This window comes from Butyrivibrio sp. NATIVEDY162 (assembly GCF_045999815.1).
GTDB lineage: Bacteria > Bacillota > Clostridia > Lachnospirales > Lachnospiraceae > Butyrivibrio.
In genome coordinates, this window is record NZ_CP172573.1 from 1,814,291 (window position 1) to 1,831,875 (window position 17,585).

The following is a 17,585-nucleotide window of genomic DNA, read 5'->3' on the forward strand; positions in this document are numbered from 1 at the left end:
TGCTAAATGTTGCTCAAATTATTTGTGTTTTCTTACATTTTAATGTAGAATTTACCTTGATAATTTTATTACCATAATCAATGTTTTTAGGAGTGTAGTTGTAGTTTTGAGGGGACAGGGAAAATACTTTATGCAGGCAAATACTTCTTTGGTTAAGTGGAAACTGGAGAGCTATTATCAGGAAAAAAAGGTGCCGATCTGGTTCTTTGATCAGAATCTGGAGATGGCTTATACCAACTTTTCTACCGCTGCCATATTGAACCTTTTCGAATGCGTGCGCCCACTGGCACGTAATTTTGTGCTTGCACATTCTATAGAAGGTTATCATCTTAATCTGAGTAATCCATATGTCATGTACTTTGAATTTTCATATAGTGCAGGAAAACATAGCACCTACACAATGGTAATGGGTCCCGTGCTTACTGTTAATCCTTCAGAGTCAGTCTGGCCGGAGCTTGGTTTTTCAGGCAATCTGTTTGCGGAACAAAAACGTGTGCTTTCCCATTCTCTACCCGTTATGAGTACGGAAGATTTTAAGCTTGAGGTCTCAAACTTCCTTAAAGAAGTAATGGACATAACTCCTCCTGTTTTCGATGCAGACAGTTTTTCTTCCGTTATAGATAAATATTCTTCAGATAATGATTCATTTTCTGACACATTATCATTAGATGATTCATGCAATGAAGATTTTAGTGAACTTTGCAGATTGGAAGATCTTTTTCAGGTCTACATTACAAACGGCAATACCTATCAGCTTTATTCACTTTTTAACGATGCTCAGGCTATGGAGATTCTGTTCCCCAACAAGGCATCCGTGCAGAGCTGCAAGGTAAGGGCTGCCGAGCTGTTGACGCTTGCAAGAATTGCATCCCACGATAGCGGAAATGACAGCATTTCTTGCTACAGCAGGTTCAAAAAATATTCCACTAAGCTTATTGATGCAAAAAGCTATGATAACATTTCCCGTATTGTTGAAAAATGCGCTATTGAATTTGCCAGAAATTCTCATGATCTTGGTAAATACACCAACGATTCGTATTCACCCATGACCAATAAGTGTATTCAGCGCATAATCGAGCGATTGCCCGATAAGATCAGTCTTGACGAGCTTGCAAAAGAGCTGCATATATCCGCAAAATACCTGTCTGCCCTCTTCAACAAGGAAACAGGCTCTTCTATTACGGATTTCATGCAGGATCTCAGGGTGAACGAAGCGAAGCATCTGCTCACCAATACCGAGCTATCTTATCTGGAGATCAGTACTCTCCTCAATTTCAGCTCGCAGAGCTACTTTAATTGCATATTTAAGAAAAAGACAGATTTAACTCCAAAGGAATTCAGAGAAAGAGCGCAGCAAAAAGCCGCGCTCAGTAATTAACCTCTTAAATTCTGTTTTATTTCAATGCCTTTTTAATCTCATCAATAACGATTCTGAGGGCTTTGATACGTGCATATTTCTTATCAACTGATTCCAATATATGCCATGGAGCAAAGGTGGTACTTGTCTTAGCGATCATTTCATCTATTGCAACTTCGTAGAGGTCCCACTTTTCACGGTTCCTCCAGTCCTCATCCGTTATCTTCCACTGCTTCTCAGCTGTATTTTGTCTGTCGGTAAATCTTGCAAGCTGTGTATCCTTATCAATCTGTACCCAGAACTTTATTATGACAGCACCCCAGTCATGAAGCTCTTTTTCAAATTCATTTATCTCGTTGTATGCTCTCTGCCAGTCATTTTCAGAACAGAACCCCTCAAGTCTCTCTACCATTACTCTGCCGTACCATGTCCTGTCAAATATGGTCATATGTCCGGTCTTGGGAAGTCTTGTCCAGAATCTCCACAAATAATGCCTTGCTTTCTCATGTGGCTCCGGGCTTGCAATGGGTTCCACAACATAGTCTCTAGGATCAAGAGCAGCTGTTATTCTTTTTATGTTTCCACCCTTACCTGCTGCATCCCATCCTTCATATGCTATAATAACAGGCACTTTTTTTCGATATGCCTTGTGCCCGAGCTCCTTTAGCTCCTTCTGAAGCTTCTTGAGTTCAAGGCGATACTCCTCGTCTGTTAGGAATTTGTCGTTAAGCGGTATGTCGGATAGCTTCTGAACCTTTTCCATAGGGAAGGTATTCTGCAGAATAGGCACGTTCAGAGAATGGTTCTTAAGCGCTATATCAATGCCCTGATTAAGGAATTGAAGCACCTGAAGCTCTGCATATTTCCTGTCGGCGGCATCAATAATATACCAGGGTGCTCTGGACTGATTGGTATCATTTAAATACTTATCATATACCTCCTGAATATCATCATAATGTTTGTTCTGTTTAATATCAGCATCTGTCACGCGCCATTTTGTGTTTTTGTTCTCAAGCAGCCCATCCATTCTCTTCTTCTGCTCTTTTTGAGATATATTCATGAAAAATTTCACTACAAGGTAGCCGTTATCACAGAGCTGTCTTTCTATCATATTAATAGAATGAATTCTCGATGCGTAGGTATCATCATCCATTTTCCCCTGCAAAACACCGTCTACAATCTCTTCCATCCAGCAGGTATCAAAGAACCTGAATTTGCCTGCTTCCGGAATTTCTTTTATATATCTGTACAGGAAAGGATATCTTTTCTCTTCCTCACTGGGCTCCCTGTCAAGAGTTGCCACTCTGAAAAATCTGGGATCTATGTTCTTTATCACTTTTCCAATAACGGCCCCCTTGCCGGCTGCGTTCCATCCTTCAAAAAGTACCATTACCGGAAGTCCTGCCTCTTTTATTTTCATCTGAAATGCATTAAGTCTTGCACGTTCTTCTTTAAGCTTTGCTTTTAACTCTTCCTCTTCGGGAATATCAGTTGCTACGAAATCTCTAAGCATAGAACCTCCTTGAAAAACAAACAAAAACACCGTATATGGTAATAATACCACACACGGTGCTCTCTAAATCCAGTTTAGAAAAGTTTAATATTACGTTTTAGCCAACTTCCTTCTCTATGTTGTTGAAGCTAACTCCTCTGTTGATATCACCCTTGTGATTCTCACCAAAGTTGTAATCATTACCGGGAAGGATAGCATTAAGTGCTATACCGAAGATTGCAGCAAGTGCAAGTGAAGTAAGAGTAATGGATGTTCCTGCTATTTCAAAAGTAAGTCCGCCGGAAAAGCCAAGGCCTGTTACTAAAATAACAGCTGCTACAATAAGATTTCTTGACTTGGTAAAGTCCACTTTATTCTCTACAACATTACGGATACCAATAGCTGATATCATTCCGTAAAGTACAAAGCTTATACCGCCGATGATTGCTGTAGGCATTGTCCCGATAACATCTGTAATCTTAGGAATGAAACTAATAAGTATTGCATATACAGCTGCAAGCCTTACAACCTTGGGATCATAAACCTTTGAGAGTTCCAGAACTCCGGTGTTCTCTCCGTAAGTTGTATTTGCAGGACCTCCAAACATGCCTGCAAGTGCTGTAGCAAGTCCGTCACCCCAGAGTGTTCTGTGAAGACCGGGATCCTCAAGGAAATTATTGCCTGTAGTAGCTGATATAGCGGAAATGTCTCCAACGTGCTCCATCATGGTAGCAAGTGCTATTGGAGCCATAACAAGTATTGCTGAAATATCGAACTTGGCAATTACAAAAGGCGGAAGTCCGACCCAGCTTGCAGAAGCAATGGGAGCAAAATCCAGAATTGCACTTCCATCAACATTGGTCATTCCAACAAGGTGCATAACAAGTGCAACTAAATAAGATATTACAACACCCATAAGAATAGGAATGATTTTCCACATTCCCTTTCCCCAGATATTGAAAGCGATTACTATAGCAAGTGCTATTATAGCCAGTGCCGGATTAACCGCTGCATTGTTTACTGCAGAAGGAGCAAGTGACAATCCTATGCAGATAATTATAGGTCCTGTAACAACCGGTGGAAGGAAGTGCATAACCTTCTTAACACCCACAAGCTTTATAAATAATGAAAGAACAAGATACAGGAGACCTGCCACAACAATACCGCCACATGCATAAGGAAGCTTTTCTCCATAAGTCATATCAGCAAACTTCCCTGTATTAAGCTCTGCTACAGTAGCAAAACCTCCAAGAAAAGCAAATGAAGAACCTAAAAATGCAGGAACCTTGAACTTAGCAAACAAGTGGAACAGCAATGTACCAACTCCCGCAAAAAACAATGTTACCTGAACCGAAAGTCCCTCTCCGTGAAAATAGCCATTGACCAATATCGGAACCAGGATCGTGGCACCAAACATTGCAAACATATGCTGCAGTCCCAGAATCATCATTCGTTTCTTTCCCAGGGTCGACGCATCATAAATAGCTTTTCCTTTTTCTCCCATTTTCAACTCCTCCGTTATTTAATTAATATTACTTAAAAAAAAAGGCTTCCGGGGTTAACCGGAAGCCCTACCAATTATAGCATGCAATTTTTTGCAAATAAAGAAAAAAATCAACATATCAATTGCTTTTTTTCAAAGCCTTGCGGCCACTTTAAAAGCTGATCATTCCAAGGACCTGAGCCACTGAACTGAACAGAATGATTATTACAAATAAGGGGCAAAGGAACCTTATCATGAAGCCGAAAATTACTCTTCTTCTGAATGGATGCCCGTTCCTCATTACTTCCTCTTCTATCTTCTCTATGCCCATGTGATTTGTAACAAGCATACAGGTCGCAAAAGCAGCTATAGGCATCATAACAGAGTTAGTAAGGAAATCGAAGAAATCAAGGAACTGCATATCAAAAACAGTAATATTTGCAAGTGGTCCATTTCCAAGAGAAGACAGGCTGCCAAGAGCAACCATAACGATCACCATCACTCCTATAGCAAGACCTCTGCTGCAATGAAATTCATCTGTTATTGTTGAAACAGCACTTTCGGTAAGTGCAATAGCACTTGTTACTGCAGCAAATAAAACCAGTGCAAAGAACAGGATTCCTATAATCCTTCCAAATCCCATGCTTGCAAAAATCTTGGGCATTGTAATAAACATAAGAGAAGGACCGGCATTAAGAGTGTCGGGGTCTCCGCCTGAAAAAGCAAATACTGAAGGAATGATCATAAGGCTTGCAAGTATAGCGATTCCGGTATCAAAAAACTCTACATTTCTGGTTGAATCTTCAATACTTACATCTTTCTTGATATAGGATCCAAAAGTTATCAGGATACCCATAGCTATTGATAATGAATAGAACATCTGGCCCATGGCAGAAACAACTGTCATCCATGAAAAATTAGCCATGTTGGGTATCAGCATGTATTTAACGCCTTCGAGTGCCCCCGGTCTTGTAACTGAGTATACGCATATAATTATAGCAAGCACAACCAGAATAGGCATCATAACCTTCGATACTCGCTCTATACCGTTTTCAACTCCCCTGGCAATTACTACAACCACAAGAAGCATGAATATAACGAACCAGATTTCCGCTTTAAAACCATCTGTTATAAAATCAACGAAAAAAGTATCACCCGCTATTGCATTCACATCATCTGTTATATATTCATACAGATATTTGCATACCCATCCGCCTATAACTGAATAGTACGGAACGATCAGCATGGGAATAATGGCATTTATCCATCCGCCAATTCGCATCTGCTTATTGTTGCCAAGCTCTCTGAATGCTCCCACAGGACTCATTTTAGTAGAACGCCCTATAGCAGTCTCTGCAATTATCATAGTATATCCAAAAGTAAGTGCCAGAATTATGTAAACAAGCAGAAATATACCTCCGCCATATTTAGCGCACAGATATGGAAATCTCCATATATTACCAAGACCTACTGATGCACCTGCAGCTGCAAGTACATATCCTATCTTGCCCGTAAACGAGCTACGTTTTTCTTCCACAATACTAAACCTCCAATTAATAATTCAGTATATTATAGCAGAAAAAAAAGATTATTGTTTCCTTACCCGGAAAACAATAATCTTTTTTATTCAAAAATTATAAAGCTCTATACTTCCAATAAATACCATAACTCTCTCTGTACTGGTTGTAATGAGTGGTAAATATCAGCTTTCTGTCAGTGCCGGTGAGTTCAAACTCCATCTCACCCTCACGCTTTATAAGATACCTGTCTATATTCTTAATGAAATCATTTACACTTTTTTCTGCATTTATTACTATCTCATCAGAATCCACAGCCATTTCAGCTGCAGCAACAACTGCTATTCCATGTCCCCTGGTTTTCATTTTGGCCATGCCAAGTCTTGCAGAAAGTACAAAAGGTCCATACATAAATGCATATGTGTCAGCACCATCCTGCAGATTGTGGCAGGTGATTCCCATGGGAAGCTTAAGAACAAATTCACCGCCGTTTTCTACAGCCTTAGCAGGTATCACCAGGAATCCATCCCTTTCTTCCACATATTCTTCCTCTCCATGGAACATAACTACAGGTTTTCCAATTACCCATGTAGGAATTCTCAGAAGTAAGTCCTTATCAAACACCTTACCGCTCTTTGGAGTAACACTTATTGTAACCTCATCAGAGCTTGTAAAATCACATTCTGTAGATACTGTATAGTCCTCTCCCTCATATGAAGAACCAAGGAAAAGTGCGACTATCAACTCCTTTTCATTTTCAAAGTACAATCCATCCTGAAGTTTAGTGAAATTCTCATATCCTGTTCCTGTGCAGCACCAGAAATTACCGTCAAGACTATTGAAGACCTTCTGATAGCCTGTTGCCATAGCCTGGAAATAGGTAGTGAAGCCTGTTTCATGGTTCTGTGACGCAAGAATTGCATTTATGAAGGTTCTCTCAGCATAGTCAAGATACTTCTTTTTTCCTGTCTGCGCAAAAAGTCTTCTTGAATACTTCAGCATATTATAGGTGTTACACGTCTCATTATTTACAGCAGTTCTCTCTTTATCAAGGATGTTATCTTCACCAAAATGCTCATCTTCACTATTTCCGCCTGTCACATACGTATGCTTTGAAATCACCATATCCCAGAAGCCCTCTGCATATTCCAGATACTTCCTTTCATTATGATCAATCTCATATCGTGCAAGTGCTCCTACAAACTTTGGAATAGTTGTGTTTGCATGAACATTGTTCAAAACATTCTCTTTTCCGGAGAGGATTTTTTCATAAAGTGGCACTTCATCAAATCTGTGAGCAGCTTCCTTTATCTTCTCAAATTCAGGATGGTAAAGAGAGCTTCCTTCCTGCTTTAAATCCTTGTTTATCTTATAAAGCTCGTACAGGCAGTCATTCATTCCGCCATATTCGATGGAAAGCACAGTTCTGTTAACTTCTTCTGACCATGACAAAGCCCTTCTTACTATCCACATTCCGAAATCATTTGCAACTTCAAGGCCTGCTTCTTTTCCGGCAAATTTATAAGACGCATTAAGTCCTGTCAGAATCTTGTGCACTGTGTACCACGGCACCCATGCCTCCAGAAATGGATGGCTAAGCCCTTTCTCAACATTTTCAAACTGAAGAAACGGATTGTCCCGAAACTCACGTGTAGGCATAGCCGCACCAAAAATATATCCCTCCTCTGAGGTTCCCTTTGTTAGCTCCTGACATTCCTTAAGTGCCTCAAGGATGTAGTCCAGCCTGTCTGACACTGCAGTTCTCTCATCACCTGTAAGTGTCTGATTAGCCAAAGCCTGAGCAAGAGCCGTAATGTAATGTCCAAGTGTGTGGCCGCCAATAAGGCCATCCTCCCAGCTTCCTCCGTAGCGCTTTTTACCCTTCATCAGTTTTTCAATATCAACAACATCAAGTCCTGCAACCAGACCTGCTGTCTCTCTGAATCCCGCAAGCAGTCTGTCCGCATCAAGAAGAAGCAGATTCTTAACTTCAATATCAAAAGCTTCCCTGCAATATTTATCTATTATCTTCACAGCTCCCAGATCAGCTATCTTAAAACATTTTTCCATAAATACAGTTCCTTTCCCGATAAATCACTTTTCAAGAAAAGATTATCATTTCCGCAGTCATATCAAAATAGTACAAGGATAGAAAAAGTGTCATTTTCACCTTCGTTTATATAGCCATTATTTTTGCCATATTTTTGTGCTATTATATGGATTAAGTGTATATTTATTTTTAATATGTGTCATTTTGCTATTTTATGTATCATTATGACTGTTTTTTAACTGCGAGGTAATAAGAAAATGCCGAATTCCAAAGCCGGAACAAAAAAAGATCAAATGATGATTTTCCCTGAAAACAAGTTGTTTCACTATCTTCGTTCAGGGAAATTCGTGGCCCTCTCTTCCGATTGGAAGCATGCAAGTCTTCCCCTTCGCTTCGATTATGAGCTCATCGTTGTAACCGAGGGAACCTTGTTTCTTCGCTACATGGATGAAGACTTCTCTGTCTCTGAGGGCGAATATCTTATTCTTCCCCCAAGTGGCGACAACAGATCCGGTTTTAAAAAAGCATACTGTTCATTTTATTGGAGCCATTTCACCATAGATATGGAGCAGTTCCCTGCACGTGTCAGCAAAGAGGATTCCGCTGCATATCAGAGAGCCTCCTGTTATCTCTTGCCTCAAAAAGGGACTGTTCCCAGACCTCAGCGTATGATTGTGCAGATGAAGCAGCTCCAGGATCTTGAGAGAAACAACTATCCCGATATAACACTAAATGCCGCAATGACCGCCATTGTAACTGAGCTCTACGGCCAGCTCCTCTCCGAGCTTCCAAAGGATTCAGATCCCATTGGCAACAAGCAGGTCTATTCCGACATTGTTGACTATATCCGGCTAAATATCTCCGAAAACATCAAAATCAGCGACATCGCTAATGCTTTTGGATACAGTCCCAAGTATCTGTCACACCTTTTCAGTGTAGTAAGGGGAACTTCTTTAAAGCAGTTTATTTTGTCGCAAAAAATAGAAACCGCCAGTTACCTTCTCTCAGACACCGATCAGACAGTCTCCGAGATTGCTGCTCTTGTTGGCTTTTCCGACATGCACAACTTTTCCCGTGCCTTTAAACGTGTGACAGGGCTTACACCTACTGCTTACAGAAACACCTATGCCAAAAGACTTCTGTACCACACCTGATATATGGAAAGAATTTCGCATATTTTTTCTCGCTGATACATCATAAAAAGTGAAAAGCGGCTTTCAGATTACCCGAAAGCCGCTTTTCTTCTATACATTTCTTATTAGTCAGAGCTTTTTACTGCTTATTTTACCTTAACCTTGAAGGTAACTGTCTTTTCAGCATTTTCGAAATTGTCGTTACCTGCTGCCTTTATGGTTACCTTAACCTTATAACTTCCTTTCTTTAAGCCCTTCTTAACTGTAACATTACCGGTCTTAGCGTTAATCTTAATCTTCTTGTTTCCGCTTTCTTTCTTATAAGAAACATCACCTTCTGCATCATTCACCTTAACAAACTTGGATGCTGCATATTTCAGTGTCTTTTTGCTTACCTTGCCTTTACTTACCTTAACAGTCTTTCCCTTAACTGTAACAGGATTTGCCGCTTTTTTGATTGACCATGTGATAGTCTTGGCATCCTTGCTGCCACCCTTCCATACAAATCCATCCTTAAGAGTAGCTGTAGCTGTGTAAGTACCTGCATTAGTAGCTTTGTTTCCTGTAAGTGTAAATCCTTCACCGACATCTACACCTGTCTGCTCCTTACCTGTATATGTAAGTGTTTTACCTTCAGGCGCTGAAATCTCCTTAACCTCAGCCTCTACCTTTGAAGGTTTCTCATTCTGAGAAGGCTCTTCATTCTGAGAAGGTTCTTCACTGGGTGTAGGCACATCAATCTCAGTTCCATCTGTAAGAAGAATTGTTCCAAAGCCGGCTGTTGATGCATATCCCTGACCTGAATTGTCAGCCCAGTTAATAGTTCCCATTCTCTTTCCACTCTTGTCTGCATCGTTGAGCTGGAGATCAAGACCTACCTTTGTACCCTTAGCGGCTGTAATATCAGTCCACTTGAATGCTGCCTCTATTACATATCCATCCTCTGTTACAGTAGCTGCTGACTTGATGTTTTCAGCAACACACTTTTTACCATTGAAGCTCTGAGTGTTCTCAAAGTTTACTCTGTACTGCTTGTCATCATCCTGATAGGAATTTGTCTTTTCATTGTTCTCATCGATGAAGAACTCTACAGAATCCTGTTCCCATGCGTTTGAGTTCTCTTTGTTGAGATCTGCATCCTTAACATTTGCAAGAATGTACAGATTATCCTCATCCCAAAGGATCTTTGCGCTTGCGCTTGAGGTAACACCGCTGTTTATAGTAAGCTGTACCTCCTTGGCATCGCTCCATGCTTCATCTGATACATCACCATCTATTTCTACTGTTCCCTTTGTAACAGGAAGAAGAGGCTTTACAAGTGTTGTAGCATAGTACTTACTTGACTCTGCCTGCTTTAAAGTTGTATCTCCGTAAGCAAAAGTCTTGTCACCATCAGTAACAGTTACATCCATCTTTACAGAATTTGATGACAGTGCATTTTTGTCCACATCAAGCTTAACTACCTTCTCATATCCGTTATCAACAGCTGTTGCTTCAGCTCTCTTTACAGTAGTTGCCTTTATGCCATTTCCATCATCAGTGTAAACCGTGAAGCTGTCAGTTGCATCATTTGTAGCGTCCGCAACTGTAACCTTTACATCGATCTCTCCATCCTTCCACATAGGAATAAATGTAGCTGATGTATCACCCTCTTTGAAATCGTAGGACTCTCCTGTTGCAAAATCATTATTGAGATTCTGAATAAGTGTTATGTTCTGAATCTCCGGCTCAAGTTCACCCGCATTTACAAGTGCATAGAAGCAGGGCTTAGCCTTGTAATACTTATCAAACAGAAGCGGGTACTGTACTGCGTTTCCGCTTGCGCCACCACCTGCACTGTTTTGTGACTGAAGCCATGAATGATGGTCTGTGATTCCCCAGATTGTCATTCCTGTGAAGTTTACACCCTCATTTCTCAGTCTTCTTATTGTGTCATATACATCCTTGTATCTCTGTTCAAGTCTGGGATCATCTGCTCCTGATGCACCCTTGAAATCAAGCTCTGTAATCTGAACCTGATCAACAATAGCAGCATATCTCTTTGCTGCATCCTTAATCTGAGCTACTGAAGGCTGGCCTGCATCTATCTGATAGTGTGCCTGCATACCCATACCGTCAATTCTTGCACCGGGAGTATTCTTTACACCTTCCAGGAGGGCACATATGCCTTCTACCTTGCTTGATACTGTCTCATTATAATCATTGTAGAAGAGAGCAATATCAGCAGGCATATATCTGTTAGCATATACGAATGCATTCTGGATAAATTCAGGTGAATTGTAAACTCTCCACCACATTGAATTCTCACTGGCATTTCTGTAGGTTCCTGTTCCATCACTTACTGCTTCATTAACAACATCCCAGCCATAGAACAGATCTCTGTACTTGCTTCCCTCTGCAGTGAAGTGTTCAGCTACACCCTTGATATAAGCTTCAAGACGCTTATTCATTACTTCAGGTGTTACAAGATCCTTGCTTGTATCATAGTCTTCATGGAAGAAGAAATCAGGAGTCTGGGAGTGCCATACAAGTACGTGACCTCTGATCCTTATCTTCTTCTCAGGATGCTCTTCATTCCATTTAACGAATCTGTCCAGACGGTCTTCAGGTGTTGCAAAGTCAAGCTTAGGGAAATCAATTTCCTCACCGCCTACTTCTACTTTAACAATTTCAGCATCTTTTTTAAGCATTGCATCAGGCTTAAGCTCGTTACCAAGTGTCACTCCGTTAAAGTGCTTAAATGCAAGCTGCATATCCATGTCATCTCTAAATTCATCATAGCTTGCTGCTGTACCGATTATGAAATCATCACCCATAAGCGCTGTTACAGGATCACGAAGATCAACTATATCTTCCTCGACACCCTTCTGAGGTCTCTGATCTGCGGGAGTAGTATCAATAGTTACCTCAATCTTTTCAACAGTGCATGTGAATGGATATTCCTGATCATTCATAGCCATGATAGCTACAGCTTCTACATCCTTGCTTACTGAAGGACGAATAACATAGCTTGTGCTTCCATTCTTCCCATAATCAGCAGTCAGCTCACTAAGTTTGCCATCATCACCAACACTATAGGTCTTAAGCCCAAGTGACTTAGTAGGCTCTTCAAATGTAAACTTAACTGACTTTACGTCTTCTCCGGGAATCTTTCTTCCAAGATCCAGCCTGTATTCGCGCCATTCCTTATCAAACTCAAGGGTAGTTCCTTCTACTTCCTCGTTTTCCCACTGTTCAATGAACTTCAGGTTTTCACCCTCATAAACAAGGGTTTCCTCATTCTCTTCTGCAACTGCTTCTTTGGCATCAACTGTTATCTCATCAATTGTTATTCCGTATGGATATTCATTTTCTCCCGATGCCATGGACATTATAGCCACATATTTAACATCTTTTCCTTCACCGCTTCCGGAAATAACATACTCTTCACTACCATTACAATTATAATTTGCAACTAATTCCTGCATACCTGAATCATACAGCTTTATTGCGACATTTTTGTCCTGCTTTGAAACCTTGACTTTTACGCTGTTAAAGCTATTTGCAGGAATAGCTTCTCCCAGATCATAGCAGTACTCCTGATACTGACTTGAAAATGTAAGTCTGCCCTTTACCTTTTGAGACTGATTCCATCTATTGAAGAATTCCAATCCGGATTCTTCTGCTTCTTCTATCTTGCCTTCTTCATCTGCCTTTCCGGCTTCTGACTCAGTTTTAGGCTCCTCTTCGTTTTCTTCGCCTTTCAGCTCCCCATCTTCTTCCTTCTTTTCCTCTACTGCAGGCTTTGTTTCTTCTACAGGCTTCTCAGCTTCTGCCTTATCCCCGGCTGCTGCTTCGTCTTCCTCTCCTGCAGGTTTTGCTTCCTCAGCAGGCTTTTCGTCTTCCTTAGCCTCGCCTTCCTGTTTAGTTTCTTCCTCACCTTCGGTTTCAGGCTTAGCCTCTTCCTTGCCTTCACCTTCCTGCTCAGGCTTCTTCTCGCCGGACTCTCCGGTCTCAGTGCCTGCAGGCGTATCGTCGCCCTTTTCTGCAGCAGCAACCTGCTCAGCGGCAACATCCTCAGCTGCATAAACATGCATTGCTCCTGTCCCCACAGATGAAACTGTCAGCATTCCTGCCATAAGCAGTGAAGACAACCCCAACATCTTTTTGTGCATACCTTTTCTCAACCTCCTTCTTGAGTGCGTGGTTTTGTGCAATCCCCCCAATTTGCACAGTATCGTACTTCATATTATTCTGTAAATAATAACTAATTGCCTACCAAAAAATGCTAATTTATTATCACTTTTTGCCAACCGCAAATTACTGTTATATACTTTAAGCAGGAATCACATTTCAATGGGGGAAAAATATAGTGTCAAGATATAAACACAGCCGGGAACTCAAAGACATTATCTTCAGCTACATTATGATTGGAATTGGCGCAACAATCGCTGCCTTTTCAATAGAGGATTTCCTTGCGCCAAACAGAATATTTGACGGCGGAATAGTAGGCGTATCCATGATCACCGCTAATTTTACAGGATTTAAGCTCAGTATCCTAACCTGGCTTTTGAATGTACCCTTCCTCATTTTCGGATGGAAGAAAAAGGGTCCTCATTTTGTTATACGCTCAATCTACGCAATGACTATCTTTGCAGTAGCTGTGGCATTTTTCGAAACAACACCCGCAGTCACCACCGAGCATCTCCTGGCCGTTACCTTCGGCGGTCTGATCCTTGGTGTGGGAGTCGGCATCGTACTAAGATACGGCGGCTGTCTGGACGGAACAGAAATTGTAGCCTCCATACTCAGCCCTAAAATCCACATATCCATCGGACGTCAGGTGCTGTACTTCAACATTGTTTTGTATCTCATAATCGGTTTCTTATACGGATGGAACAATGGGCTGTATTCCATACTCACCTACGTCCTTGTATCCGTTGTAATGACGCGGGTTGAGGAAGGCTTCGATGCCCAGAGAGCCTGTCTTATCTTTACCCACGATGACGTAGCCGCAATAAAAGATCGCATATATAAAGAGCTTGGTCGCACCTGCACCGAGTGGAACACTGAAGGTTACATCGGCGGCGAGAACAAAGCTCTCTACATCGTTGTTTCTCAATATGAATTAAAACAGGTCCGTGAGATCCTGTCTGATTTTAACTGCTTTGCAACAATAAGCGGCATAGATGAGATCATAGGTGAGAACGTCAAGTCAACATATCTCTAAAGCCCTGTTTACTTGCATTCTTTCTCCGGGAAAACATCTGCCTTATATACCTTTTTTTCAGGTACTTTCTAAGGTATTCAGAATCCCTGACCTCGGCACCGGTAGCTGATCTTCCTGCAAATCTTTGTCTGTAATATACAGAGAAAATGTGCTCAGACAAATCTCTGAGATCGGTTATATTTAGTCTCTCACCGCTCACACTTTCCCCTTCAGGAAGAGCCGGGACATAGTCCTCCAGGATCCTTGCCTTTTTCTCCGGATCAGCAAACTCTCTGTCCATATACCAGAGTATGTCCTTCATGTTCTTTTCAAGCTTTCCCGACATAGGAGCTCTCTGATATCTGAAAAGTCTGATGAGCACTATAGCTCCCCACATGAGAAGCCCATAGATCAAAAGTCCAAAGACAATTGTTCCAAGGAGCTTTCCTACTACTTCCAGATCTATCACATGCTTTTCAGGTATATCGGCATCACTGCCGTCGCCTTCATCAGGCAAAAATCCCGCAGTATTCTCAGGTATATCCGGAATATATATATCCCCGGCATTCATTGATGCGCCGATTTCTTCAGAGCTCAGCTCTTCCTCAGGCACAGTATAATTCCACGAGGAATCAATCGAGGTACGCCTTGCTGCCGTTGGCTCAAAGGGCACCCAGCCTATTCCGTCGATATAGGCTTCAACCCATACATGAGCTCTGTCACCGCTTACAGTGAACCTGTCATGTTTTGCTTTAGGAAAAGTGTAACAATACCCCTCAACATACCTTGCAGGTATCCCGCTAAGTCTCAGAAGCTCCACCATGGAAGATGCATAGTGAACGCAGTATCCCTCTCCTGTTTCAAAAAGAAATCTCTCTAAATAGTTGGTGCCATCCTCTGCTTTTCCGGGAGTTACGGTGTATCTGTACTGCCGCAGGTACTTCTCAATTCGCCTGCAGGCATCGTAATCTCCTGCAGCCCCATTCGTTATACTATCTGCAAGCTCCTTCATCCTGGAGGTTGCCAGTTCCCCGGGCTTTAAATATTCCTCATAAGTTTCCTTTTTATCGGACTGCGCCTTGTTTTTTTTGTCAGTCCATTCTCTATAATCCCTTTCCGTCACGCTTCTGCTTAGCTGATAGTCCAGGAGTTTTCCGCAGTAATCCTCCATCTCGGAATAAGATGGGATCTCTGCCTTTGCAGGTGACCGCATAATGTTTTCCAGATACCTGCTGCCATAATCCACGTTCAGATATACCACATCATAGCTGTCACCTTTTTTATGAGTCTTTTCAAACTGCAACCCGTCATTTTCCGCATCTTCCTTCTTTATCGCCTGAACGAGAAGCGTGTTTTCAGGCTTTATTACGTCCCTTGTCCTAAGATACCCGAATTCCACATTCAGCTTCATCACCCGGGCAAAGCACCTCGCCTCTTCTCTTCCGATATCATGAGAATACAGAGCATACAGAAAATCAAGGATCCTGTCCCCCTTCATCTCATCTGCAACACTCTCCCTGTCTCCCTCTATATGACCTGCAAGATACAGACTGTTCTTGGTTCCGTCCGTAGTAAGGTACAGCTCATCACGACTATTTCCAGTAATTTCTCCCGGCACAAGCGACAATCCACTATATCCACTCTGATATTTTCCACCGCTTCCAATCCCGGAGAAGAAGTACCCCGTATTTTCAGCAAAAGTCTCAAATCCGTCCCTAACCCTGTAACCTATCTGATAAACTATGCTCCAGTCTATAGGCTTCTCGTTTACGGGAATCATGATGGCTATCAGTTCCATTAGCACAAAAAATACAAGCCACCTGTATACTAGTGACACCGGCTCGCCACCTATATATCTCACATTCTTATTATCTTTAAAAACCTTTTCCTGAAAAAGACTTAGAACTCTCCATAGTTCCAGAGCGGTTAGGGCTATCGCAGCAGCAATGGCAGTCCTGTCCACTGAAAAGTAGTTTAACCCTCTTACTCTGAATATTTCCTGAACAACAATGTAAATATCTGCTGCCACCACCATCATCCCGATCAGCACCGGAACCTTCGAGGCAAAGTACAGCACAACATAAATGACAAGCGCAACAGCAGCAATTATCCCTACTGACTTCAGATACGATGGATCCTCTGCGGTCTCCTGTACCATGAAAAAGACAGGAATCTCATGAAAAAGCAAAAGAAGTGCGCCTGTCACAACCACCTGTCCGCCTATAAGAATCCCTATTTTCTGAAAATACCTTCCAATCAAAAGCCCTCCTTCAAAAAAGGCATAACATATCAGAAGGATCAGCCAAAATCCCGGTTTCCATAGCATGATTCCGGCAAACACCAAAAGAAATCTCTCAATCGCCGTTTCTGATTTCCAGAAAATGTTCTGTGCCATATTCACTTTCTCTAACTGTGATGATAATTCCGTCCTGTCCATTTTGCGCCATGCTCTCACTTTGAGTCTCAAGTTTTTCTTTATCACTATCCCTGTTATAAAAAGGCCCCTTAGATATGTCCTCATAAAACTCAGAGAAATTCTCCAGAGTCGCAACCTGTATGTTTTTTATCTCTCCCCTTGGATATACGACCTGAATGCTCTCACCCTTCTGCGCGTGATAATAAACCGCAGAAACCGCAAATTCCAGAAAATAGTCCCTTCTCTTTATGAAAACCGGATCATTCTTTTTAAGCTCTGATATCTCGGAAATCAATATAAGCGAGATTTTCTTAAGATCAAGAAGTTCCGGTGTTCTTGTCATCATCTCTCCCGCAGCAGCACTGGCCTTCCAGTGAATCTGCTTTATGGGGTCTCCCACTCTGTATGGTCTTATTTCATTTCCGGGCGTAGGTTCTTTTAATAAAAGACTCTTTATCCTGCTGCCGTTTTTTAAATTTTCAAAATCCAGTACATTGTTGGCTACATCCGTGATCATCGGCATAACCGTTACGCGGTACGGCGATGGGATATCAAATGAAGCTCCGTATATTCCAAAGGGATCAAAAAAGCTGACCCTTAAAAGTCCCACATCATAGTTTCCCGCATATTTACAGTTAACCTGTCCATCTATCAGGACTCTCTCTCCCGGGGTAAGATTTACCATGTTCATCTTTTCATCCGCTACCCCCTCTTCATCCCCTGCAAATCTTGTCATGGTAAGCTCATCCTCCATCCGGAGAAGCGAATCATTTATTCTGAAAAAGCCGGCATTTTCAATCGTAAGACTGTAGGGCTGATCCTCACCTTTCATGACCCTCCTTGAAGGAAGTTCCTGATATACCTGGAAAAAGTAATTGCTTGTTAAAATATATATAGCTGAAATCGGAAAATAGAAAAGCACGCTGAAAAGGCACATATACGGAAGTGC

10 protein-coding genes are annotated in these 17,585 nt (G+C 41.7%); 3 read left to right on the plus strand and 7 right to left on the minus strand.

All coding sequences use genetic code 11. The features are described 5' to 3' along the window. The first annotated feature begins 130 nt into the window (after positions 1 to 130). Positions 131 to 1,378 (plus strand): AraC family transcriptional regulator, encoded by a 1,248-nt coding sequence (locus tag ACHCNF_RS07405; RefSeq protein WP_408072149.1) that lies wholly within the window; start codon positions 131 to 133, stop codon positions 1,376 to 1,378. Positions 1,379 to 1,394: 16 nt separating this feature from the next. Here the strand turns inward: ACHCNF_RS07405 and pap are convergent, their stop codons facing one another. From pap to ACHCNF_RS07425, 4 genes are all read right to left on the minus strand, one after another. Further along, complete coding sequence (gene pap, locus ACHCNF_RS07410; RefSeq protein WP_408072150.1) at positions 1,395 to 2,870, minus strand: polyphosphate:AMP phosphotransferase; 1,476 nt, start codon at positions 2,868 to 2,870, stop codon at positions 1,395 to 1,397. A 97-nt stretch (positions 2,871 to 2,967) separates the two neighbouring features. Then, complete coding sequence (locus ACHCNF_RS07415; RefSeq protein ID WP_408072151.1) at positions 2,968 to 4,353, minus strand: uracil-xanthine permease family protein; 1,386 nt, start codon at positions 4,351 to 4,353, stop codon at positions 2,968 to 2,970. 151 nt (positions 4,354 to 4,504) lie between these two features. After that, positions 4,505 to 5,872: a sodium-dependent transporter gene (locus ACHCNF_RS07420; protein WP_408072202.1), complete on the minus strand. Its 1,368-nt coding sequence runs from the start codon at positions 5,870 to 5,872 to the stop codon at positions 4,505 to 4,507. A gap of 94 nt (positions 5,873 to 5,966) precedes the next feature. Further along, on the minus strand, positions 5,967 to 7,919 hold the full coding sequence (locus ACHCNF_RS07425) for a beta-L-arabinofuranosidase domain-containing protein (protein ID WP_408072152.1): 1,953 nt from the start codon (positions 7,917 to 7,919) through the stop codon (positions 5,967 to 5,969). Positions 7,920 to 8,156: 237 nt separating this feature from the next. On the opposite strand from ACHCNF_RS07425, the gene ACHCNF_RS07430 reads away from it, so the two are divergent. Beyond that, a complete protein-coding gene (locus ACHCNF_RS07430; protein ID WP_408072153.1) occupies positions 8,157 to 9,053 on the plus strand; it encodes a helix-turn-helix domain-containing protein in 897 nt (298 codons plus the stop codon). Between the two features lie 125 nt (positions 9,054 to 9,178). Here ACHCNF_RS07430 and ACHCNF_RS07435 read toward each other — a convergent pair whose 3' ends face one another. Next, a complete protein-coding gene (locus tag ACHCNF_RS07435; protein ID WP_408072154.1) occupies positions 9,179 to 13,186 on the minus strand; it encodes an endo-1,4-beta-xylanase in 4,008 nt (1,335 codons plus the stop codon). Between the two features lie 197 nt (positions 13,187 to 13,383). Between ACHCNF_RS07435 and ACHCNF_RS07440 the strand changes: the two genes are divergently transcribed. Then, on the plus strand, positions 13,384 to 14,241 hold the full coding sequence (locus ACHCNF_RS07440; RefSeq protein ID WP_408072155.1) for a YitT family protein: 858 nt from the start codon (positions 13,384 to 13,386) through the stop codon (positions 14,239 to 14,241). Here the strand turns inward: ACHCNF_RS07440 and ACHCNF_RS07445 are convergent. Next, positions 14,222 to 16,615 (minus strand): transglutaminase-like domain-containing protein, encoded by a 2,394-nt coding sequence (locus ACHCNF_RS07445; protein ID WP_408072156.1) that lies wholly within the window; start codon positions 16,613 to 16,615, stop codon positions 14,222 to 14,224. The two genes, ACHCNF_RS07440 and ACHCNF_RS07445, sit on opposite strands and share 20 nt — an antisense overlap. After that, a complete protein-coding gene (locus ACHCNF_RS07450) occupies positions 16,575 to 17,468 on the minus strand; it encodes a DUF58 domain-containing protein (protein WP_408072157.1) in 894 nt (297 codons plus the stop codon). The genes ACHCNF_RS07445 and ACHCNF_RS07450 overlap by 41 nt, the downstream gene beginning before the upstream one ends. Between the last annotated feature and the right edge of the window lie 117 nt (positions 17,469 to 17,585).